At 39.1% G+C, this 23,454-nt stretch carries 23 protein-coding genes and 2 other annotated features; of the genes, 18 read left to right on the plus strand and 5 right to left on the minus strand.

What is annotated here, in order from left to right:
- The first annotated feature begins 7 nt into the window (after nt 1-7).
- From R4Z09_RS09845 to R4Z09_RS09870, 6 genes are all read left to right on the plus strand, one after another.
- Complete coding sequence (locus tag R4Z09_RS09845) at nt 8-778, plus strand: ABC transporter ATP-binding protein (RefSeq protein WP_338452147.1); 771 nt, start codon at nt 8-10, stop codon at nt 776-778.
- The gene (locus tag R4Z09_RS09850; RefSeq protein WP_338452148.1) at nt 771-1,469 is read left to right on the plus strand and encodes an ABC transporter ATP-binding protein; all 699 of its coding nucleotides are present in this window, start codon (nt 771-773) and stop codon (nt 1,467-1,469) included. The genes R4Z09_RS09845 and R4Z09_RS09850 overlap by 8 nt, the downstream gene beginning before the upstream one ends.
- A 228-nt stretch (nt 1,470-1,697) precedes the next feature.
- A complete protein-coding gene (locus R4Z09_RS09855) occupies nt 1,698-2,450 on the plus strand; it encodes a DeoR/GlpR family DNA-binding transcription regulator (RefSeq protein ID WP_338452149.1) in 753 nt (250 codons plus the stop codon).
- On the plus strand, nt 2,447-3,376 hold the full coding sequence (gene pfkB, locus R4Z09_RS09860) for a 1-phosphofructokinase (RefSeq protein ID WP_338452150.1): 930 nt from the start codon (nt 2,447-2,449) through the stop codon (nt 3,374-3,376). Before R4Z09_RS09855 ends, pfkB begins: the two co-directional genes overlap by 4 nt.
- A gap of 23 nt (nt 3,377-3,399) precedes the next feature.
- Nucleotides 3,400-5,274 carry a fructose-specific PTS transporter subunit EIIC gene (locus R4Z09_RS09865; RefSeq protein WP_338452151.1) on the plus strand — a complete coding sequence of 625 codons (1,875 nt, stop codon included), beginning with the start codon at nt 3,400-3,402 and terminating at the stop codon, nt 5,272-5,274.
- A gap of 164 nt (nt 5,275-5,438) precedes the next feature.
- A complete protein-coding gene (locus R4Z09_RS09870) occupies nt 5,439-6,209 on the plus strand; it encodes an alpha/beta hydrolase (protein ID WP_338452152.1) in 771 nt (256 codons plus the stop codon).
- A 29-nt stretch (nt 6,210-6,238) separates the two neighbouring features.
- On the opposite strand, the gene R4Z09_RS09875 is transcribed toward R4Z09_RS09870, so the two are convergent.
- Nucleotides 6,239-7,507 (minus strand): MFS transporter, encoded by a 1,269-nt coding sequence (locus R4Z09_RS09875; protein WP_338452153.1) that lies wholly within the window; start codon nt 7,505-7,507, stop codon nt 6,239-6,241.
- Between the two features lie 195 nt (nt 7,508-7,702).
- Nucleotides 7,703-7,950, plus strand: a binding site (T-box leader).
- Nucleotides 7,951-7,987: 37 nt separating this feature from the next.
- Nucleotides 7,988-8,225: a binding site (T-box leader), on the plus strand.
- Nucleotides 8,226-8,289: 64 nt separating this feature from the next.
- On the opposite strand from R4Z09_RS09875, the gene trpE reads away from it, so the two are divergent.
- The 8 genes from trpE (at nt 8,290) to cdaS (ending at nt 15,408) form a co-directional block, all read left to right on the plus strand.
- The gene (gene trpE, locus R4Z09_RS09880) at nt 8,290-9,702 is read left to right on the plus strand and encodes an anthranilate synthase component I (RefSeq protein ID WP_338452154.1); all 1,413 of its coding nucleotides are present in this window, start codon (nt 8,290-8,292) and stop codon (nt 9,700-9,702) included.
- Nucleotides 9,699-10,286 carry an aminodeoxychorismate/anthranilate synthase component II gene (locus R4Z09_RS09885; protein ID WP_338452155.1) on the plus strand — a complete coding sequence of 196 codons (588 nt, stop codon included), beginning with the start codon at nt 9,699-9,701 and terminating at the stop codon, nt 10,284-10,286. Before trpE ends, R4Z09_RS09885 begins: the two co-directional genes overlap by 4 nt.
- Entirely contained in the window at nt 10,283-11,305 is a 1,023-nt protein-coding gene (trpD, locus tag R4Z09_RS09890) for an anthranilate phosphoribosyltransferase (RefSeq protein ID WP_338452156.1), read from the plus strand. The genes R4Z09_RS09885 and trpD overlap by 4 nt, the downstream gene beginning before the upstream one ends.
- Nucleotides 11,306-12,100: an indole-3-glycerol phosphate synthase TrpC gene (trpC, locus tag R4Z09_RS09895; protein WP_338452157.1), complete on the plus strand. Its 795-nt coding sequence runs from the start codon at nt 11,306-11,308 to the stop codon at nt 12,098-12,100.
- Nucleotides 12,097-12,720, plus strand: a complete 624-nt coding sequence (locus tag R4Z09_RS09900) for a phosphoribosylanthranilate isomerase (protein ID WP_338452158.1) — start codon at nt 12,097-12,099, stop codon at nt 12,718-12,720. The genes trpC and R4Z09_RS09900 overlap by 4 nt, the downstream gene beginning before the upstream one ends.
- On the plus strand, nt 12,717-13,916 hold the full coding sequence (trpB, locus tag R4Z09_RS09905; RefSeq protein WP_338452159.1) for a tryptophan synthase subunit beta: 1,200 nt from the start codon (nt 12,717-12,719) through the stop codon (nt 13,914-13,916). Before R4Z09_RS09900 ends, trpB begins: the two co-directional genes overlap by 4 nt.
- A gap of 1 nt (nt 13,917) precedes the next feature.
- Nucleotides 13,918-14,697 (plus strand): tryptophan synthase subunit alpha, encoded by a 780-nt coding sequence (gene trpA, locus R4Z09_RS09910; RefSeq protein WP_338452160.1) that lies wholly within the window; start codon nt 13,918-13,920, stop codon nt 14,695-14,697.
- Between the two features lie 99 nt (nt 14,698-14,796).
- Nucleotides 14,797-15,408 (plus strand): sporulation-specific diadenylate cyclase CdaS, encoded by a 612-nt coding sequence (cdaS, locus tag R4Z09_RS09915; protein WP_338452161.1) that lies wholly within the window; start codon nt 14,797-14,799, stop codon nt 15,406-15,408.
- Between the two features lie 56 nt (nt 15,409-15,464).
- Here the strand turns inward: cdaS and R4Z09_RS09920 are convergent, their stop codons facing one another.
- From R4Z09_RS09920 to R4Z09_RS09930, 3 genes are all read right to left on the minus strand, one after another.
- A complete protein-coding gene (locus tag R4Z09_RS09920) occupies nt 15,465-16,562 on the minus strand; it encodes an AI-2E family transporter (RefSeq protein ID WP_338452162.1) in 1,098 nt (365 codons plus the stop codon).
- Between the two features lie 157 nt (nt 16,563-16,719).
- Nucleotides 16,720-18,081 carry a PFL family protein gene (locus tag R4Z09_RS09925; protein WP_338452163.1) on the minus strand — a complete coding sequence of 454 codons (1,362 nt, stop codon included), beginning with the start codon at nt 18,079-18,081 and terminating at the stop codon, nt 16,720-16,722.
- A 19-nt stretch (nt 18,082-18,100) separates the two neighbouring features.
- Nucleotides 18,101-18,376 (minus strand): ACT domain-containing protein, encoded by a 276-nt coding sequence (locus R4Z09_RS09930; protein WP_338452164.1) that lies wholly within the window; start codon nt 18,374-18,376, stop codon nt 18,101-18,103.
- Nucleotides 18,377-18,921: 545 nt separating this feature from the next.
- Between R4Z09_RS09930 and proB the strand changes: the two genes are divergently transcribed.
- On the plus strand, nt 18,922-20,028 hold the full coding sequence (gene proB, locus R4Z09_RS09935) for a glutamate 5-kinase (protein ID WP_338452165.1): 1,107 nt from the start codon (nt 18,922-18,924) through the stop codon (nt 20,026-20,028).
- An 11-nt stretch (nt 20,029-20,039) separates the two neighbouring features.
- Nucleotides 20,040-21,287 carry a glutamate-5-semialdehyde dehydrogenase gene (locus R4Z09_RS09940; protein ID WP_338452166.1) on the plus strand — a complete coding sequence of 416 codons (1,248 nt, stop codon included), beginning with the start codon at nt 20,040-20,042 and terminating at the stop codon, nt 21,285-21,287.
- Between the two features lie 187 nt (nt 21,288-21,474).
- Here the strand turns inward: R4Z09_RS09940 and R4Z09_RS09945 are convergent, their stop codons facing one another.
- Complete coding sequence (locus R4Z09_RS09945) at nt 21,475-21,696, minus strand: cupin domain-containing protein (protein ID WP_338452167.1); 222 nt, start codon at nt 21,694-21,696, stop codon at nt 21,475-21,477.
- Between the two features lie 317 nt (nt 21,697-22,013).
- Between R4Z09_RS09945 and R4Z09_RS09950 the strand changes: the two genes are divergently transcribed.
- Together R4Z09_RS09950 and R4Z09_RS09955 are read left to right on the plus strand one after the other, a co-directional pair.
- Entirely contained in the window at nt 22,014-22,760 is a 747-nt protein-coding gene (locus R4Z09_RS09950; RefSeq protein ID WP_338452168.1) for a Cof-type HAD-IIB family hydrolase, read from the plus strand.
- A gap of 69 nt (nt 22,761-22,829) precedes the next feature.
- A complete protein-coding gene (locus R4Z09_RS09955) occupies nt 22,830-23,249 on the plus strand; it encodes a hypothetical protein (RefSeq protein ID WP_338452169.1) in 420 nt (139 codons plus the stop codon).
- The last annotated feature ends 205 nt before the right edge of the window (nt 23,250-23,454 follow it).

Consider the following 23,454-nt stretch of genomic DNA (forward strand, 5'->3'; position numbering starts at 1 on the left):
TGAAAGCATGCTAAAGAAGACTATTCTTTCTTTAAACGGGATAGCCAAACAATTTGGCGGATTGAAGGTTATTGAGGACATTACATTGGATATCGTAGTAGGAGAAAAGGTTGGTTTAATTGGACCCAATGGGGCCGGAAAAACAACATTATTTAATATGATTGCCGGTGATCTTGAGCCATCCGGCGGTACCATTTCTTATTTTGGTGAAAATATTAATAAAATACCAAATTTTAAACGAACGCAGTCAGGAATTGTCCGTACCTTTCAAAAAAATAATCTGATGACGGGATTGACTGTAAAAGAAAACCTTATTCTTGTATTACAAAGGATGAGAAAAGAGCACAGACAATGGTGGAAACGGGCAAATAAGAAAAATTATTCAGGACTGTTTGAAACCGCTGATCAATTTTTGGCTGAATGGGGCTTAAGTGAACACTCAAGTAGCCTCGTAAAAGATTTGTCTTATGGTGTACAAAGACAAATTGAAATTATTCTAGCGGTTGCCGGAGAACCCAAATTATTGCTTTTAGATGAGCCGACAGCAGGGATGTCACAATTAGAAACAGATCAAATTATTGGCCTAATTAATAAACTGCCAAAGGATGTTTCTATTATTATGATCGAGCATGATATTGACGTATTATTCGGCAATATGGACCGGGTTGTTGTTCTCCATACCGGTAAATTAATTTGTGACGGTAAACCAGAAGACGTAAGAAACGATCCTGAAGTAAAAGAAATATACATGGGAAAAGAGGGTATGGTTCATGCTTGAATTGAAGAGTGTTCATAGTTACTACGGCGAGAGTCATGTCCTGCATGGGATTAATTTAGAAGTACAAAAGGGGAAGGTTGTGACCCTTTTAGGCAGGAATGGTATGGGGAAAACAACAACAATCCATTCAATTATCGGCTTTGTTAGAAAAAAACAAGGTGAGATATTATTAGAGGGAGAAAATATTGCCAGCCTTGAAAGCCATCAAATAGCAAGAAAGGGAATTGGTATCGTTCCACAAGGACGAAGAATTTTTCCTAATTTAACGGTTACAGAAAATTTGAGTGTATTTGCCAATCATAAAGGAGCCGAATGGACACTCGAAAGAATATTTGATCTTTTTCCACGATTGAAAGAAAGAGAAAAATCACATGCAGGAAACTTAAGCGGCGGTGAGCAATCGATGCTTTCAATTGGAAGAGCCTTAATGCGTAACCCGAAAATCCTTCTTTTAGATGAACCGACAGAAGGTCTGTCTCCGCTCATGGTGGGAGAAGTAATGGAAATTCTATTAAAACTTAAGAGTTCGGGGATGTCGATGCTGTTTGTTGAACAAAATATCAGCACGGCATTAAGTATTGCAGATGATGTGTACATTTTAAGCAAGGGTCAGGTTGTCTACAACGGTCACCCGCAGGAACTGCAGGATAATATGAATATAGCTTACCAGTATTTAGCATTAAGCAGCTAGACTTGTAAGTGGATATAAATATCTAATATATTAGAAACTAGTTAAAACAAACGATAATCGTGCGGTTAATAGCCGGACGATTTTTTTTATTTCCGGAAAATCGATAAAACATTCAAAAACAATCATTTTACTAATTGTTTTTTTGGATGTTTATGAAAGAATTTGATTGATTAATGATATCGGTTGCAGTAAAATGATTTCAGAACATGTAATAAGGGGGCATGCTTTTTGTTAACTCCTGAACGGCATCAATTGATTTTAGACTTGTTAAAAGAGAATAACACCGTGAAATTACAAGAGCTGGTTGAGATAACGAATACATCTGAATCAACGATTCGCAGAGATTTAATTCAATTAGAAGAAGAAAACCAATTGAAACGAATCCATGGCGGGGCACAAAGACTGCAAGGAAAACTGCAGGAGCCAACAATGACGGAAAAATCCTTCAAAAACCTTCAACAAAAACAGCAAATTGCTAAATATGCTGCCAGCCTAGTGGAGGAAGGAGATTCTATTTATTTAGATGCAGGTTCAACTATTAGGGAGATGATTGAATTTCTCCCATCCAAAAATATTGTTGTGGTGACAAACGGGATAACGCATCTAACTCCATTACTCGAAAAACAGATTCCAACCTATGTAATTGGCGGTTACTGCAAACAAAAGACAGATGCCGTTGTTGGAAGAGGTGCGATAGCAAGCCTTGAGCAATACCGCTTTGATAAATGCTTTATTGGTGTTAACGGCATTCATCCCGAACAGGGGTTTACAACTCCTGATCAAGAAGAAGCCATGATAAAAGAAAGAGCTATTGCCCTGTCAAGACAGGCATTTATTGTAAGTGATTATACTAAATTCTCCGAAGTATCCTTTGCGAAAATTATCGATATTGATAAAGCTACGATTATTACAAATGAATTAGACAATGAAACGGAAAGAATCTACACAGGTAAAACAAAAATAAAGGTTGTGACAATATGATATATACTTTAACACTAAACCCATCTGTGGATTATATTGTCAAGCTTGACAGTTCGTTAATAATGGGAGAGCTGAACAGATCAAGTAATGAGACAAAATTCCCCGGCGGTAAAGGGATTAATGTATCAAGAGTCCTAAATAAAATGGGAGTTAAAAGTAAAGCACTCGGATTTGTTGGTGGATTTACAGGCTCCTATATTGAAGAATATCTCCATAACGAAAATATCGCGACAGATTTTGTACAAGTGAAGGAAGATTCGCGGATAAATATCAAGTTAAAAACTGGTGAAGAAACAGAAATAAATGCAAAAGGCCCTGCGATTACTGAGGAGAAGTTTGCGGAATTGAAAGCGATTGTTTCTTCATTAACAGCAGAAGATATTTTGGTATTGGCGGGAAGTGTTCCTTCATCACTGCCGAAATCAACCTATGAAGAAATTGTGAAAATATGTTCTGATAATGGAGTGGCATTCGTGGTAGATGCTGAGGGAGATTTGCTCTTGAATGTATTATCCTTTAAACCCCTGCTCATTAAACCAAACCATCATGAATTGGGGGATTTATTTGGAACGGTTCTTTCAACACCGGAAGAAGTGATCCCATATGCAAAAAAATTAATTGAAATGGGCGCAGAGAATGTCATTGTTTCATTAGCAGGTAATGGAGCTGTTTTTGTGAATCAAAAGACTGTTATCGTGTCAACAGTGCCAAAAGGTGAAGTCAAAAGTTCTGTAGGTGCAGGCGATTCAATGGTTGCTGGTTTTTTGGCAAAGTACACAGAATTAGGAGATTTAACTGCATCATTCCAATACAGTGTGGCGGCAGGCAGTGCAACAGCATTTTCTCTTGATCTTTGCACAAAAGCGCATGTGGAGGAACTGCTTCCACAAGTTCAAATTAGACGAATTTCAAAAGAATATAGATAAAACATCTTGAGGGAGAGATCTCTATGAAAATAACCGAATTATTATCAAAAGAAACGGTTTTGCTGACGATTCATGGCCAAGGCAAGCTAGAAGCGATTGATGAATTGGTCACAAAATTGGATCAGGCCGGTAAATTATCAAATCGTGAACAATTTAAAAGAGCCATTTTAAAACGGGAAGAGCAAAGTACGACTGGAATCGGAGACGGAGTAGCCATTCCGCATGCGAAGGATGCATCAGTTAAAAGCGCAGCGATTGCCTTTGGTAAATCTGTTGCGGGTGTAGAGTACGAAGCGCTCGATGGACAACCTTCCCATTTGTTTTTTATGATTGCTGCACCGGAAGGAGCAAACAATACCCATTTAGAAGCTTTGTCGCGCTTAGCCACGATTCTAATGAAGGACGATGCCCGTCAAAAGTTATTGGCAGCAGAAACGGCTGAAGATGTGTTATCTATTATTGACAGCTATGATTCGGAAGAAGGAGAAGAGGAAGTATCGGTTGCTGATAAAAAGAACTTTATTGTAGCTGTAACAGCCTGCCCGACGGGTATTGCTCATACTTATATGGCTGCAGATTCATTAAAAGCGAAAGCGGCCGAATTAGGTGTGGACATTAAAGTGGAAACAAATGGGTCTAGTGGTGCGAAAAATGTCCTAACCCAAGAGGAAATCGACAAGGCAGTGGCTGTTATTGTTGCCGCTGACACAAAAGTACAGATGGAGCGTTTCAAAGGTAAGCATGTTTTAGAGACAGCTGTTGCTGATGGGATTCGAAAGCCTGAAGAATTGATTAACCGGGCAATGAAGCAGGATGCACCCGTTTATGAAGGTACTTCAGAGAAAGCTGCAAGTTCATCTGAAGAAACCGGAAAACGCAGTATCGGGGGTACCATTTATAAACATTTAATGAACGGTGTTTCGAATATGCTACCATTCGTCGTCGGCGGCGGCATTTTGATTGCGATCTCATTTATGTTTGGTTATAATTCATCAGATCCCAACGACCCTAGCTATAATGCTTTTGCAGCGGCTCTGAATGAAATCGGCGGTGGAAATGCATTTGCCTTAATGATTCCGGTTTTAGCGGGATTTATCGCGATGAGTATTGCAGACCGCCCAGGTTTCGCCCCTGGTATGGTTGCCGGATTGATGGCTGCAAGCGGCGGGGCAGGATTCCTAGGCGGATTAATCGGCGGATTTTTAGCCGGGTATATGGTTGTAGGCTTGAAAAAAGCTTTCGCTAATATTCCAGCCTCTTTAGAAGGAATTAAGACGATACTCCTATTTCCGCTTTTAGGGATTGCACTGACAGGCTTTGCCATGAAGTATATTGTGAACACTCCTGTAGCAGCAGTTAATTCTGCAATTACTGATTGGCTATCTTCGCTTGGTACTGGAAATGCAGTGTTTTTAGGAATTATTTTAGGTCTTATGATGGCGTTTGATATGGGAGGACCGGTGAATAAATCGGCCTATGTATTTGGAACGGGTTTATTAGCAAGTGGTGTGTACGACCCAATGGCGGCTATCATGGCTGCTGGAATGGTTCCGCCGCTTGCGATTGCACTTGCGACAATGATCTTCAAAAACCGCTTTACAAAGCTGGATCGGGATGCTGGTAAAGTAAACTTTATTATGGGTTTGTCGTTTATTACAGAAGGAGCGATTCCATTTGCTGCTGCTGACCCATTACGTGTTATTCCTTCCATCATGGTTGGTTCAGCCATTGCTGGAGCCATCTCAATGGCTTCGGGAATTGGTTTACGTGCCCCGCATGGCGGTGTTTTCGTTATTCCATTTGTTGAGGGAAGTTGGATAATATATTTAGCTGGAATCGTAATGGGTGCTGTTGTATCAGCTGTAATACTGGGCTTATTGAAGAAACCAATCAAATAGACGTGAGAAAAGATCGCCTAAGCGAATTGCTTGGCGGTCTTTTTTTGTTTCTAAAACCAGCTCTCTTTTTAAGAATGTTATGTCTTGATTTAAGGAATGTTATCAATATACACCTTTAATACAATGCATTTATCTTAAGTAACAAAAGGAGTACGTTATTACATATGGCAGAATTTTTATATGAGAAGACTAGGTTGATTTACGATATTAGTGGAGAAGGCACCCCGATTGTTTTTATCCATCCGCCTGCGATGGGGAGAGTGGTCTTTCGATATCAGGAAGAGTTACACCGCCATTTTACGGTGATTCTTCCTGATTTAAGCGGGACAGGAGACTCAATTGGACCTGAGTGTACGGTAACAATTGATGGATATGCGAGAGAAGTAAAGGCGTTACTGGAGCATCTACATATAAAGCAGGCCGTCATTTGCGGTTATTCAGCAGGAGGCTGTGTTGCCCAGGAGTTCGCTCTTCAATTTCCCGACATGACACTGGGTCTAATACTTATCAGCGGGTATTCAGAGGTGCAATCACTGGGGTTTAAATATGAGCATTTAGCAGGGATGTATTTTGTGAAAAAATTTCCTGCTTTGCTTAGATATGTTATTTCTGCAGCTCATACAGATCATTCATCTTACCGCGATGAAATCAATCGGCATATGAAAAAAGCGAATCGCAATATGTGGATTGAGTTTTATGAGCAGTCACTATATTATAACTGTACACAAAGGCTGCCTGAAATTTCAGTGCCAATATTGCTCATGTATGGTTCAAAAGACTTTTCTAATCAACATTTGCGTTCTTTTGAAAAGCTGGCAAACCATCAAGCAGTAATTTTTCCGAAGGTTGCCCATCAATTACCGACAAAAAGAAGTCAATTAGTTAATCAAACGATCACTGGTTTTATAATTGAAAACATAGAAAAATCGCATTGATCATCAATGCGATTTTTCTATTAGGTATTTTAGTGTGCAGGTTCTTCCTTGTCAGGCTTAATGGCAATGAACGATGCAAATGCTGCCAACAAACTGCAGCCGCAAAGAATATAAAATAATAAATGTCCCGTTTTGTCCATTAGAATGGCAAGGACTGGGGGACCAGCGGCTACACCGATAAAGCGCATGGAGTTGTAAATAGATGTAATTGTGCCCCGATGCTCTTTTTCAATACCAACAGTAATAAGCGCATCAAGACACGGCAAAACAGCTCCGATTCCAATACCGCAAAAGAAGAACAAGCTTATCATAAACATTAGTAAATGAGAGAAGCTCAAGACAATAACAGATATTCCTAACAGAGTGCTTCCTGCAAATATAATCCATTTCATCAGCACTTTATTTTCTTTGATGATTTTTCCGGTGATGAAAGAAGTCAGGCATAAGGCCCCTAAAGGAATCGCTAATATCAGGCCTTTTTTTACACCGGTTATTTCATACGTTGTTTCGAGCATTTCTGATAAGTAGAACAGGACTCCAAATAATACAAACATTAAAATAGCTCCAATCAGAAAGATTGCATTAAGCCATTTTCCATTATGGGTAAAAGTTTTTCTAATATTTTGGAAAAACTGTTTGAATGGTATTGGCTTCTCCTTTGATTTGGGTGCTTTTACAAAAAATATCATCAATAAGGTTGAAAATACACAAAAAACAGGGATAGAGAAAAAAGGTAAATACCAGGTAACACCAGCTAAAAGTGCCCCAAGGATTGGACTTAGGACTTTCCCAAATGTATTGGATGTTTCAATGATTCCCAAGGTACTGCTCACATCTTTCTCATTTTTGAACATATCTCCGACTAATGGCATAACAATCGGAAAGGCACCCGCTGCACCGACCCCCTGTAATGCTCTGCCAATTAATATCAGCCAGTATGCATCCGTCATTTTCCATGCCGCCCAGCCGGAAATGAATCCACCGATTCCCGCAATAAGTAGGCTAGGTAGAATGACCTTTTTTCTCCCGATATGATCGGACAGGTAGCCGGCTAGTGGAATTAGGATAATTGCGACAATTGAATAGACAGTAATTATCATGCTTGATTGAAATGGAGAAATGGCTAATTTTTTCTCCATTGTTGGCAGCACCGGGATAAACATTGAATTCCCTAATGTCATTATAAGGGGAATTGATGACATTGAGAGAACCGCCCATTTATGTTTTTGGGCACCACGATCCTTCTTCTTTATGGACTGTTTTAAATCCATTGATAGTAATTCTTCAACATGATCCATGTCGCAAACCGCCTTTAATAAATAGTCACCTTAATAGGATTGCCATTTTTCTCGAAAGTAGCATGGAAAAAATTGAACGGAAATTTACAATGCCAGAAATGAGTCGTAATCAAATAATTATAATTTTTGAATTATTATTTAAAATTTATGGTTGACGAAAGATTGAATAAGTATTAATATAAAAATCAAATAAATCGAACGGCTAGGAAGAAGAGAAGTAACTTTTTGGAACACTATAGAGAGCTGATGGTTGGTGCAAATCAGTGTGGGAAGAAAAGCGAATGGACTTCTGAGCCCCAAACCGAACCTTTTAGAGCAGTAGGCTTTGGCGAATGTCTCATCGTTACAAGAGACAAGTATTAAAACATTTTCGTTTTGATGCTTGTTAAGTGAGCTGTTTAAGCAGCTAATGAAGGTGGCACCACGGGTTTCTCGTCCTTTTTTGACGGGAAGCCCTTTTTGTTTTTCATAAAAAAAATATCTAAATCGTTGAGTAAGAGTAGTACACGTTGTTCTTCGTTACAGAGAGCCGGGAATGGTGTGAACCGGTACGAATACATCGCTGGAATGGACTTACGAGAGGCAGCCTGAAACCCTAGTAGGGCTGAACGGAATTCCACCGTTAAAGGGATAGGGTATAGAAATTTTGTATCCGAAAAGAGAAAGCCTTAAGTGGGCTTTAACAGAGGTGGCACCGCGGTCATAAATCGTCCTCTATTCACATTATTTATATGTGGATAGGGGACTTTTTTATTTTATAAATAAATGGAGGGTAAATTGTTATGAATTCGTTTAGTAGAGAAGAGCTGAGTTTAGATGCATTGATTATTGAGGAAATTGAAGGAGATACGCTGACACCCATATCCATTTACCAAAAATTAAAGGGTAAAAAGAAATTCTTGCTTGAAAGCTCGTTAAAGCATGAGAACTCAGGTCGCTTTTCCTTTATCGGTGCAGAACCATTTATGGAGCTGATAGGTAATGGAAATAGCAGTCAAATTATTATAAATAATGAACATAAATATATAAATCAAAAACCTTTAGAGGTGCTAAAAACATTATTGCCTGAAGAGTCTCCTAAGCCGGAGCCGTTATTTCCATTTATCGGTGGAGCAGTAGGGTATGCCGGTTACGATGCCATCCGTCAATATGAAAAGATCGGTGAGATTCCTAACGATGAATTAATGCTCCCAGATGTCCACTTTTTATTCTTTGAAGTCTTGGTTGTGTTTGATCATCTTGAGCAAAAGGTTTATATAGTTGCATCTCAGCAGCCAAACGGTTCAACTCTTGAAGAACTAGCAAACCAAATTGAGCACATAAATGGACAAATAACAAAGGGAGTGGCTGAAGATGTTGTTAAGGAAGTCAACCTTTCAGCTTTTCAAGCATCCATTCCAAAAGAGCAATTTATGAATCATGTCGAAAAGGCAAAAAAATACATTGAAGATGGCGACATTTTCCAAGTTGTATTATCGCAGCGATTAAAAGCGGAACTAGAAGGAGAACCATTCTCATTGTACCGAAAACTAAGAGTAAAAAATCCTTCACCGTATATGTATTATTTCGATTTTCAAGCTTATTCGATAGCCGGGGTCTCACCTGAGAGCTTGATTAAGGTAAAAGGAAGACAGGTCATCACGAATCCGATTGCCGGTACAAGACCTAGGGGAGCAAATGAAGAAGAGGATAGACGCTTGGCAGAGGATTTACTGGCTGATGAAAAGGAATTGGCTGAGCATAAAATGCTCGTTGACTTAGGCCGAAATGATCTAGGTCGCGTTTGTGAATTTGGTTCTGTCCAAGTGACGAAGTTCCTTGAAATTGAAAAATACAAGCATGTAATGCATCTTGTTTCAGAGGTGGAAGGAAATTTGGTGGAAAATTACTCTCCAATCGATGCCTTAATTTCGTGTTTACCAGCTGGAACAGTCTCGGGAGCCCCGAAAATTAGGGCAATGGAAATTATCAATGAAATGGAGAACAGTAAAAGAGGCATTTATTCGGGCGCAATCGGATATGTTTCAGCAAACGGAAATCTTGATTTTGCTTTAGCGATACGCACGATGGTGATCAAGGGAAAGGAAGCCTATATTCAGGCTGGAGCAGGGATTGTGTATGATTCCATTCCTGAAAAAGAATATGAAGAAACACTTCATAAATTAAGAATGTTTTTGGGAGGGGACAGTAAATGATTTTATTAATTGATAATTATGACTCCTTTACGTATAACCTTTATCAATATCTTGGAGAACTAGGTGAAAATCTTGTTGTAAAAAGAAATGATGGTTTAACAATTAATGAAATTGAAAAACTCAAGCCGGAGGCCATTGTCATTTCTCCGGGGCCAGGCAGACCGGAGCATGCAGGAATTTGTGTTGAAGCAATCCAATCCTTTTACGAAAGAATTCCGATTCTCGGCATATGTCTTGGCCATCAGGCTATCGGATACAGTTTTGGGGCTGTTATAAAAAAGGCTGAAAAAATCATGCATGGAAAGGTTTCACAAATTCGCCATTCAGAAAAGGATTTATTCCATGCCCTGCCCCAGGATATTGAAGTAATGCGTTATCACTCATTAGTGATTCAAAAGGGTAGCTTGCCAAACGAGTTTGAGGAAACAGCCCTTTCGATTGATGATGAAGAGATTATGGCGATTAAACATAAGGACTTTCCGTTATATGGGATGCAATTTCATCCTGAATCAATTGGAACCGGTGATGGTAAGAAAATGTTAGCTAATTTTTTATCCGAAATCAGAAAGGAAGTTGCGATATGAAAGAAATATTAGTTCGTTTAACGGCAGGAGAAGCATTAACAGATCAGGAAATTAAGAAGGCTATGGAGCGTTTATTTTCCGATGATATTACGGACAGTGAAATTTCAGCTTTTCTAATCGGCTTAAAAACAAAAGGGGAAACGGTTGATGAAATAGCAGGGCTTGTAAACGGCATTCGTGCAAATGCATTAAAGTTCAAGAAGAAATTTCCAGATGTTATGGATAATTGCGGTACCGGCGGTGATGGAGTCAAAAGCTTTAATGTAAGCTCAACTTCAGCGTTTGTCATTGCAGCAGCAGGCATACCGGTTGCAAAGCATGGAAACCGCAGTGTATCAAGTAAAACTGGCAGTGCAGATGTGCTGGAAGAGCTGGGAATTGAATTGAACCTCTCCTCTGAAAGAATCGAAGAAATCATTGAAGAAGTAGGCATTGCCTTTTTGTTTGCGCCAAACGTCCATCCGAAAATCAAACGAATCCAAAAGGTTCGCAAGGATTTAGGGATTCCAACCGTATTTAATCTTTTAGGTCCTTTAATGAACCCAGTTGATTTAGATACACAATTTTTAGGTGTGTACCGTCGGGATTTAGCGAAGATGTTTGCGGAAGTCCTTCATGCCTTGGGACGAAAACGGGCTGTTGTCTTAAACGGTGCGGGATCAATGGATGAGGCATCACTTCAAGGTGACAACTATTTAGTTATTCTGGAAAATGGCGTTATCAGTGAAAAAACGCTTCATCCAGAAGAAGTGGGGTTACCGGTTTATCCGAATGAAGCAATTGTCGGCGGTTACGCACGTGAAAATGCCGAAATATTGCGAAATGTCTTAAAAGGGAAAAAAGGAGCCTACCGCGATACTGTATTACTAAATGCCGGCATCGGTATTTATGTTGGAGGTAAAGCAGATAGTATTCAACATGGTGTCGAAATGGCGGAGGAATTAATCGATTCAGGAGCAGCGCTTGAAAAACTAAATCGCTTGATTGAAGTAAGCAAATTAAAGTCAGAGGTGATATAAGTGGCAACGATTTTAGATACCATTTTAGCAGAGAAAAAAGTAGAGGTTGAACATTTATATAGGAATCAAGTAGAGGTTACAGAGGAAAGCAGCCATCCACAGCTTTCTTTTCTGTCGATTCTCAAAAAGGCAGAGGATTTGGCAATCATTGCTGAATTTAAACGGGCCAGCCCATCAAAAGGGGTTATTAACTCAGGATTAGATCCTGCCGACCAGGCTAGCACCTACATTCAATATGGTGCGAGTGCTGTTTCGGTATTGACAGATAAACGTTTCTTTAAAGGAAGTTTCACGGATTTAGAAAAAGTGCGAAATGCCATTAATGCTCCAATTCTTTGTAAGGATTTCGTTGTTGATTCAATCCAAATAGATGTTGCAAAAGCATCCGGAGCGAACATTGTATTACTGATTGCGGCAGCGATGAAGGAGGAAAAGCTGGCTGAACTGTATCAATATGCTAAAGCGAAAAATCTTGATGTCTTATTGGAAGTGCATAATGAAGAAGAATTAGAAACTGCACTTAGAGTCGGAGCGAAAATAATCGGCGTGAATAACCGAAATTTAAAGAACTTTGAAGTGGATCTTTCAGTAACAGAAAAGCTTGGTCCTATCGTTAAAAAGGCAGGGGCTTATTTAATCAGCGAAAGCGGTATTAAAACGATTGACGATGTAAAACGGGTTATCGATGCAGGGGCAAATGGAATATTAGTCGGTGAAACCTTTATGAAAGCAGAAAATCTTGCTCGGACATTACAGGAAATGAAGCTGCCGATTCAAAAGGATGCCAAAATATGAAAGTAAAAATATGCGGCTTGCAAAATGTGGAACCAGCATTATTTGCTGTTAGAAACGGCGCTGATGCAATAGGGTTTGTTTTTGCAGAGAGTAAGCGTCAAATTACGCCCCTAATGGCAAAACAGATTATTTCCGCATTGCCGAAAGAAGTAAAAAAAGTAGGGGTATTTGTTAATCCAACTATGGAAGAAATTGAGAAAATTGTATCTGAAACAGGTATTGATACGGTTCAGCTTCATGGCAATGAAACCCCAGAATTTTGTCAATCGATTCCATATCCGATCATAAAGGCCTTTAGTATAGAGTCTGCCCGAGACTTGGAAAAAATTCATACTTACCCATGTGAATTTGTTCTTTTAGACGGACCAAAAGGCAAATATCATGGTGGAAACGGGATTGCCTTTGATTGGAATATTTTATCCTGCTTTGACTTCAAAGAGAAAAAAGTCATATTGGCCGGAGGGTTAAATCCAGAAAATGCAGCCGCGGCTCTGAAAACCAACGCTTATATGTTAGATGTGTCAAGCGGGGTTGAAAGTAATGGACAGAAGGATCTGAATAAAATAAAGAAATTTTTAGATTGTGTAAAAAATACGCAGCCAATGGAGGAAATCAAATGAGCACATATACAATGCCGGATCAAACAGGTCATTTTGGACAATTTGGAGGCCGCTATATACCAGAAACGCTGATGTCAGCGATTCTGGAATTAGAGGAAGAATACAAGAAAGCTAGACAGGATGAGGATTTCTATAAGCAGCTTAACTACTTGTTGAAGGATTATGTAGGACGCGAAACATCGCTTTATTATGCAAAGAATCTAACCAAAAAGGCAGGCGGCGCGAAAATTTATTTAAAGCGGGAAGATTTAAATCATACAGGTGCACATAAAATCAATAATACGATCGGTCAGGCGCTTCTTGCCGTCCGGATGGGAAAAAGAAAAATTATTGCCGAAACAGGAGCTGGACAACATGGAGTGGCAACAGCAACGGTTTGTGCACTCTTAAATTTAGAATGTATGATCTTTATGGGGGAAGAGGATATTAAGCGCCAGCAGCTGAACGTTTTTCGGATGGAGCTTTTAGGTGCAAAAGTGGTTAGTGTGACATCTGGCAGCAGAACATTAAAGGACGCCACTAATGAAGCCCTACGTTACTGGGTTGCAAATGTCAATGATACGCACTATATTATCGGCTCTGTTATGGGTCCGCATCCTTTCCCTATGATCGTCCGCGATTTTCAAAGTGTCATAGGAAAAGAAACGAAAGAGCAATATGTTGAAAAAGAGGGAAAACTCCCAGATGCATTGATTGCTTGTATTGGCGGCGGCAGTAATTCAATGGGGATGTTTTATCCTTTTATAGAGGATAGCGATGTGAAGTTGTATGGAGTCGAAGCTGCCGGACAGGGAATTGATACTAATTACCATGCTGCATCTCTGACAAAAGGAAAGCCGGGTGTACTGCACGGGGCATCCATGTATTTGCTGCAAAATGAAGATGGGCAAATTCAAGAGGCGCATTCCATTTCAGCCGGCCTTGATTATCCGGGGGTTGGACCAGAGCATAGCTACTTGAAGGATCTAGGCCGTGTCAAATATGATTCAATTACTGATGCAGAGGCTTTAGCCGCCTTGCAAACATTATCTCAAGTTGAGGGGATCATCCCAGCCTTAGAAAGTGCACATGCTGTTGCCTATGCGATGAAGCTGGCGCCAACGATGAAACAGGATGAAGGAATTGTTGTTTGCTTATCAGGCAGAGGAGATAAAGATGTTGAAGCTGTAAAAGCTTATTTGGAAGGGGAAAACTAAGATGAATCGTTTGGAAAAAGCATTGCAAAACGTAAAGCTTGGACACGAAAAGGGATTTGTTCCTTATATTATGGCAGGAGATGGCGGGTTAGACGTACTTGAAAGCCAGATTCGCTTTTTAGAAGCTTGCGGCGCAACAGCTATTGAAATCGGTATTCCTTTTTCCGATCCGGTTGCAGATGGTCCGGTTATTCAGCAGGCAGGAATTAGGGCGCTAAAAGCAGGAACGACTGTTAAGAACATTATCGATACAATTGAATCCTTCCGTGCTGAAGTGGAAATTCCGCTTATTTTTATGACTTATATGAATCCGATTTTAGCCTATGGCAAGGAAGTCTTTATTGCAGATTGTAAAAAAGCAGGTATTGATGGTTTAATTCTCCCTGATTTACCAATTGAAGAAGAGGAAATCCTTGCGCCAATCGCAGAAAACGCAGGTATCGAGATTATACGCTTAGTGACATTAAATAGTTCAGACGAAAGAATTAAAACCATTTCTAATAAAGGCTGTGGTTTCTTATATGCTGTAACAGTAAATGGAATTACAGGAGCAAGACAAGGTTTTCATGAAGAACTTCATAAACACTTGCAGCGCGTAAAAGACATTTCCCCTCTGCCAGTTTTTGCTGGGTTTGGAATCTCAACCCCAGAGCATATTAAAGAGATGACACAATTTTGTGATGGCGTCATAGTCGGGAGTAAAATTGTTGACCTTTTTTACCAAAAGGATGAGGCAAAAATAAAAGAATTAATTCAAACGGCTAAATCAGTATCCGTTTAATTTTACTTAATCGTTGTAATTTACGAGGGTTGGGGAATAATAAGTAGAGAAATTAACTAGTGGTTATCAACATAGAGACAGCAAGGGATGCCAAAAGGAATGACAGCAATGGAACAGAAAGATCAATATATGGAACATTTACATCGTTACATGGGGCATATTGAGTCCCAAGTAAATAAAATTAATGCAACGATTCATGAGCATGACTGCTGCATTTTATCGGATCTTGATCAAATGCAAAGGCTTGTAACTGAAGCGCAAAATCTCGCTGCTGTTTATTATCTGCAATCATATTTAGCACCCTATACGAAGCAATATATTAATTTATCACTGGCAGCGCAGCACCTTTCAGAAAAACGGCATGGTGCGTTAATTGCCGTGGAACGATCAGACCGATTAGATCCATATATCCATAATGGAACGTTGATTGAGGCAGACATCAGCCATATTTTACTTGAAACGGTGTTTTATCCAGGGAATCCATTACATGACGGAGGAGTTGTCATTCGTGATGGCACGATTTATTCGGCAGGTAATATTTTTCCTGTAACAGATATTACGTATCAGCATCGCAAGCTTGGAACGAGACACCGTGCTGCGATCGGACTATCTGAAATAACGGATGCAGTGGTTATAGTGGTATCTGAAGAAACCGGCCGAATATCCTTTGCATTAAATGGGCAATTATTTGTCGTCCGAGCAAGCGTATAAGAAATTAGGAGGATGATTTAATAAAAAAAACAGCCACAGGATTGTGGCTGTTTTTTTTATCCATCCGTATCGATGGTCGTTTTTCTTAATTGTAAAAAACGGACAAAGTTAAGGATAATTGTTTTTGTGACTGCATAGAAGGGAATGGCTAGTATCATTCCTAGGATACCGGCTAAATTTCCGGCAACAAGGAGAATGATAATGATGGTGGCTGGGTGAGTATCCAATCTTTTTCCCAGTATAAGCGGAGAAAGCACATTCCCCTCAACCTGCTGGGCAATTGTAATGACCACGATAACCAAAATTGCTTTTGTAGGTGAATCAAATAATGCAATAATAACGGCCGGCGCACCGCCCAAAAAAGGTCCGACATATGGAATAATATTTGTAACAGCAACGATTAAGGCCATGACCAGCGCATACGGCAGATCAATAATGACATAACCGATAAAGGAAAGGGTTCCTACAAATAAAGCAACGGTTACCTGACCGTTTATGTATGCGGCCAGTGTTTCGCCTGTTTCTTTCAATGTTTTTAAGCCTTCATCTCGATACGAATGGGGAAGAAATTTTGCAATTAAAGCCGGAAATTTGTCTCCATCCTTGAACATATAAAATAACAAAAAAGGAACGGTCACAATGGTAATAGCAATATCGGCTACTACACCGACAATGCTTGAGATGCTGTTTGTGATTCTCGTAGGAAGTGTGGCAGCATAATTATTAAGTTCTTCTACAATATTGCTTATCGAAATATAGTCTTGTGTCATGACCCACTTGAATTGTTCCGAGTCGGAAAGCTGATCTAAAAATAACATCGTTTGCCGATAATACCTTGGAACATCATTTACGAAGGCTGTTACCTGCTTTGAAATCATGGGAATCAGATTGCCGATAATGAGGCCGATCAGGCCGATAATCACAACATAAATCACAATAATCGCGAGTAAACGCGGTAATTTAAGTCGTTGAAGATACCCGACAAAGGGATTTAATAGAAAAAATAAAAAACCAGATATAAGGATTGGAAAAAATAATGTCGAGAAGAAAATCCCTATTGGTTCAAATAGAAATGAGATTTTAGTTGATAAATAAATAATGCCAATGATAATTAATATTTGCAGTGTCCAATATTGAAATTTCTTTTTTGCCAAATGTTTCACCTTTTCTTCTAAGATAGGATTATTATAACAAAAATAGCGTTATTTACATAATTTTTAAACGAATCTGATGTTAGAATTGGATACAAAAAAGCTTGGATATGTATCCAAGCCAAGGAATGTAATCTGTATACATTAATTAATTAATTAATTAATTAATTAATGATTGCAACGGTGCTGGTATTCTTCCAGCGCGCCGAATCATTTTTTCTGAGCTGTAAGGATTTACGCCCATAACAGGTGCACGACCCAGCAAGCCGCCAAACTCTACCATATCACCTTCTTTTTTACCTGGTACAGGTATGACACGTACTGCGGTTGTTTTTTTATTAATCATACCAATTGCTGCTTCATCTGCGATAATGGCGGAAAGAGTAGCAGGAGTTACATCACCTGTTAAAGCAATCATATCAAGACCAACAGAGCATACACATGTCATGGCTTCAAGCTTTGACAATGTCAGGGCATTATCGATGATGCCGCGGATCATTCCGTTATCTTCACTAACAGGAATAAATGCACCGCTTAAGCCGCCGACATAAGAACTAGCCATGGCTCCGCCTTTTTTTACCGCATCATTCATTAAGGCGAGAGCAGCGATTGTGCCATGGGTTCCAACTCTTTCTAAGCCAATTTCTTCAAGAATTTCTGCGACACTGTCATTTTGGGCATTTGTTGGAGCAAGTGATAAATCCATGATCCCAAATGGAACGTTCAAGCGCTCTGCCACGACACGGCCGATTAATTCTCCGGCACGGGTAATCTTAAAGGCTGTTTTTTTAATGATATCGGCAACTTCGCCAAGATCGGAATCAGGGTATCTTTTCAATGCATTTAATACGACACCTGGTCCACTTACACCAACGTTTAATACAACCTCGCCTTCACCTGCACCGTGAAAAGCTCCAGCCATAAATGGATTGTCTTCCACAGGGTTACAGAACACAACGAGCTTTGCACAGGCAAGTCCGTTTTCATGCTTTGTTCGCTCAGCAGCTTCTTTAATAATGTTCCCCATTTGTTTAACTGCATCCATGTTGATGCCTGAGCGGGTGGAAGCTACAGAAACCGAAGCACATACACGTTGTGTCACACTTAAAGCTTCTGGAAGTGCATCAAGTAATGTTTGATCCCCTTTTGAAACTCCTTTATGTATAAGTGCAGAAAATCCGCCGATAAAATCAACTCCGAGAGAAACTGCCGCCCGGTCAAGTGTCTTTGCTAGTTCGACTGCTTGCTCTTTCGTGGCCTGACCAAGTATCTCTGAAATGGGGGTGATGGAGATTCTTTTATTAATGATTGGAATTCCGAATTCTTTTTCCGCTTTCTCTGCTACATCCTTTAAATCTTTTGCATATGTTGTGATTTTCTCATATACACGCTTGTTCATTTTTTCAAAATCACGATCGGCACAATCGCGAAGATTGATTCCCATCGTTACAGTCCGGATATCTAAATTTTCGACTTGAACCATGCGAATCGTTTCAATCATTTCATTAATAGCAATGTTCATGGATGAAAAACCCCCTTTCTTAAACGCGATGCATTGCTTGGAAAATTTCTTCTAATTGCAGGGTGATGTTTAAACCAAGAGCATCACCAATTTCGGTTAATTGCTTTTGTAGTCCTTCAAGGTCGTGATAATCAGTAACATCGACAAGCATCATCATCGTGAAAAAATCCTGTAAAATCGTTTGACTGATGTCGAGAATATTTACTTTGTTTTCAGATAAAATGGTTGTTACTTTGGCAATAATACCTACTTGGTCTTTCCCAACCACACTTACAATTGCCCGTCTTTGCTTCATTTCGTTCACCTCGGAGTCATAATTTGTCGCGTATTCAAGTCAATATTATTCTCTTTTTTCACTATATATATATATTGTAGAATAATGTGAAAAAATATCAATATTTTTAACACTCATTCATTTCGGAATAGAGCATCAGCCTGGTATGAAGTATTGACATCTGAACTCTTCGTGTGCATAATAATAAAAAATGAACGATATTTGAACGTCGACGATGGATCAGTACGAGATCCTTTTTGTGCAAGAGAGTGAGGTTTGTAGCTGGAAGACCTCATCACAAGAAAGCCTCAGAACCTGCCGTCCGAGTCCTGTGTTAAACACGGGCGCTAAAGTTTAGCGTTATCCAATCAAGCGGAATGCTGATTTCGGCATTCAATGAAGGTGGTACCACGGAAACTAGCCCTTTTCGTCCTTTACATAGAGGATGAAAAGGGCTTTTTGTGTAACGTGGACCACTAATAAAGTCTTATTCTTTTTGAATTAATGTCTGGAAACTGAAAATTATGAATATGTTTGTTAAAATATAAGAAGCAGAGGGTTGAACAATGGAGAAGAAACGAATTGTTGTTAAGATTGGTAGCAGTTCATTAACAAACTCAAAGGGTGAAATTGATCAAGAAAAGTTTAGCGATCATGTTGAAGCAGTTGCTGCGCTGCGAGAACAGGGCCATGAAGTTTTATTAGTATCATCAGGAGCAGTAGCGGCTGGTTTTTCCAGACTTGGCTATCCTACAAGGCCTGTAACACTTAAAGGAAAACAGGCTGCTGCCGCTGTCGGGCAAAGTTTATTAATACAATCGTATATTGAACAGTTCAGTGGCTTTAATATTATACCAGCGCAAATATTATTAACCAGAAATGACTTTTCGAAAAAGGACCGTTATCGAAATGCCTTTCAGACCATTTCCGAACTTTTGGATAGGGGGATTTTACCGATTATTAATGAAAACGACACGGTGTCGGTTCAAGAACTTACATTTGGTGACAATGATATGCTGTCAGCACTGGTCAGCGGACTCGTACATGCTGAACAATTGATTATTTTAACAGATATCAATGGCCTTTATGATTCGAATCCTCAAGTGAATCCTCTAGCAAAGAAATGGACCCACATCGCTGATATTACGGATGAGATGATGAGTGCAGCAGGGGAGTCAGGTTCAAAGGTCGGTACCGGCGGAATGAGATCCAAATTGGAAGCCGCTAAAACAGCATTGTCCCTTGGAGTCAAAGTCTTCATCGGCAAAGGGTCTGGTAAAATGAAATTATTGGAAATCCTTGCTGGGAACGGAGATGGAACCTATATTGGCGACGACACTCTGACAACGATCAATACCCCAAAGCAATGGATTGCTCTTCATTCAGAGGTAGCTGGAAAAGTATATATTGACCGTGGTGCGGAATTGGCCATGACTCTTGAAGGCAGAAGTTTATTGCCAGCGGGGATTTATGATATTGTTGGCAGGTTCGAAAAAGGAGATGTTGTAGAGGTTTTTGGTTCAACAGGTCTAATTGGTAAAGGGGAAGTATATTATTCTTCAGAAGAATTGAAAAAGGTAATGGGAAAACGAAGTGATGAAGTAGAAAAAGAAATGGTAGTCGCAGCTATCGAAGTGATTCATCGGGATAATTGGGTGAAAGTAGACAAATAAGGAGGAAAATCATGAGCGAAGTGTTAGAAAAAGGGAGAGCAGCTAAAAAGGCAAGTTTTCAATTAAACGGAAAAACAACGGCAGAAAAAAATGAAGCGTTAGCGCGCATATCCGAGCAGCTGATCATTGACCAAGCTGAAATTTTGGCAGAAAATTCCAAAGACTTAGAACATGGAAAACAGAAAGGACTGTCAGATTCAGTCTTAGACCGGATTATGCTGAATGAAAAACGAATAAAGGATATGTCAGAGGCTATCCAGCAATTAATTAAACTTGAGGATCCAGTCGGTGAGATCCTTGAGACGATCCATAAGGAAAATGGATTAATCATTGAAAGTAAACGGGTACCGATTGGTGTCATCGGGATGATTTATGAGGCAAGACCAAATGTGACAATTGATGCTGCCACATTGGCAGTGAAAACAGGTAATGCCATCATTTTAAGAGGAAGTTCATCAGCACAATATTCTAATTATGTATTGACGAAGACAATTCATCGCGCACTTGCCAAAACAAATCTGCCAATAGATGCAGTACAATCGATTGAAAATACAAATCGAGAAAGTGCAAAAGAATTGTTCCACTTAAATGACTATTTAGATGTGTTAATTCCACGTGGAGGCAAAAGTCTAATCGATACCGTAGTGAAGGAAGCATCTGTACCGGTTATAGAAACTGGTGCAGGAAACTGTCATCTATTTATTGATGAAAGTGCTAAACTGGAAATGGCTGTTCGTATTTCCATTAATGGGAAAACACAGCGGCCATCTGTATGTAACGCGATTGAATCAATCCTGGTTCATGAAAACTGGTTTAATCAATATGGCGAAGAGCTAGTTGCTGCTTTAACAGAAAAAGGCGTGGAAATTATTGGTGATGAAAAGGTTTGTCAAAAATTACCATCCACAAAACCTGCAAGTGAAGAGGATTGGTACACAGAATTTCTAGCTCTTACAGTTAGTATAAAGGTTGTTTCAAATGTAGATGAAGCGATCGAGCATATCAATAAATACGGCACAAGGCATTCTGAAGCCATCATTACTGAAAATCAAGAGCACGCAAATAGTTTCTTAACTTTTGTTGATGCTGCAGCAGTTTATCATAACGCGTCGACAAGGTTTACGGATGGATTTGAGTTTGGTTTTGGTGCAGAAATTGGAATTAGCACGCAAAAATTACATGCACGCGGACCTATGGGATTAAAAGCGTTAACATCTAATAAATACTTTATTCGCGGCGAAGGTCAGGTACGAGGGTAATAGCCATAGTTACTAAGAGGAAGGATAGTCCAGAGGCTATCCTTCCTCTTGGTATGTAATAAAGAATGGTTATATATTTGGGGTAAATTGATCGCTTGGGATTTTACATAAAGTAACATATAAACTAACTGGTTCATTACTTTAGTTTTTAAATGCAAACTCTTCATCCCCTGATGCATGAATGAGATCATGCCGTAATGCCCGTTTCTTTTCCATTAATGATTAATGTTCCATTGCCTTTTAACACATGTAGAAATAATTCTGAACCTGGATGAGTATGGGTGGGGAGTTCCTTACCAGGTATGAAACTAAGCAAAAATACTGTATTTCCACCCTCATTGAATAAGATTCGTTTCGTAAAACGGTTTTCACTATACTCAATCGCATCTAAAATTGATTTTTTTTCCATTGGTATATACCTCTATTTTTTCAATCTATCATAGATTTTTTACCTTATATTGAAATACGATGCATTTTAGCATCGGCTAAAAGAGATTAGAGAGCTTCGTTGTGGCTGTAATATTGATTTAGGATTATAATAGTGCAAGGGTTACGAAATTCTCATTATTTCTCGGGAAACCGCAAAAATAGACATTTCAGCTCATGTGGTTGTCATCTACTGTAATATCTTTGGGATTTTATTGTTAAATTGTCACAAAGAGGCGGTTTATCAATCAAATGTCACGTATTTTTTAACAAGCATTATCGGTAAGGGAGTCGATAATATTGAATTATTCGCAATCAAATAGGGAAATAAAATTAATCGCATTAGATATGGATGGTACATTATTAAATAACCAGCAGGAAGTATCCAATTCAAACCGTGAAGCGATTAGTCAAGCTAAAGAAAAAGGAGTACAGGTTATACTTTGTACGGGACGCTCGATCATGACATGTCACGAATATGCCAAATCTCTTAATCTGTTATCAAATTTAGTTACAGTAAATGGCGGTGAAATATGGGATCAAGGAAAGCTGTTGGAAAGAAATGCGCTACAATCTGAACAGGTCCAATGGATGTGGGAACTTTCGCAAACATATGGAACAAAGTACTGGGCGACAAGTATTGACCGTGTTTGGCGAAATCAAATGCCTGACAACATTTTAGCTCATCAATGGCTCAAGTTTGGTTATGATATTGATGATACCGAGATTAGGCATGCGATCTTAAAACAGCTCAAAGATAAGCCATTTCTTGAAACGAGCAATTCTAGTCCGGTAAATATTGAAATTAATGCTGCAGGCATTAACAAAGCACAAGCGATAACGAAAGTTTGTGACCGTTTGAATCTATCGTTAGACAATGTTATGGCTATCGGGGATAGTTTAAATGATATCCTGATGATTCAAAAATCAGGTCTTGGTGTTGCAATGGGAAATGCTCAGGAAGAAGTGAAGCATGCTGCTGATTGGGTAACAATCACGAATCAAGAAGACGGAGTAGCAGAGGCAATAAAGCAATGGGTATTATAATATTTCAATTTACTTGAAAAAGTCATGTACCTCCTTAAAATAAGAAATATAGTTATAGGGGGAGAATGTATGTTAAAGACAACGAAAAAGTTAATAAACGAACAAGAAGTGATATGGATATTAAAAGAAATTGTAGAAAAATCTTATGAAGAAATAAAAGATGAGGAAGTTCTGCTTTGTTTGGAATGTGCGGACGTTGATTTGGAAATTGCTACCTCAAATCACTTTGAATTTCAAGAAGCGATTAAAAAGAATTTTGAACTAGATAAATTTGGCGAGATCCTTGATTATGATGGGTATCGACAATTAATGTATGAGTTGTATGATTATTTTATTGAACTGCATATTTCTAGCGGCTTTTTTGACTTTTTTCCTGAAGGTGAATATGAAGTAGAGGGAGAAATGATATTATCCGATTCCGATATTATTGCGCCGAAAGGGAAATTTTACGCTCCGTTTGAGCATGCATTGCTAAACAATAAATCCTGATTGTTTGTTAATGTGAACAGAATCAATTGACAAAACAGTTTTTATTAAATATAGTAGTTTTATATACTTGACGACGTTTATTAAGCATGTAAAAGATAGGATGAGTATCTTCAGGATCTCTTCTTATCTTACTCTATATTGTATAGTATATCGCAAAAATTTTTAACATTAAAACCAAGTAAACTTATAAGATATATTAGAAAAG

The organism is Niallia oryzisoli (assembly GCF_036670025.1).
In the GTDB taxonomy this organism is placed as follows: domain Bacteria; phylum Bacillota; class Bacilli; order Bacillales; family Cytobacillaceae; genus Bacillus_BD; species Bacillus_BD oryzisoli.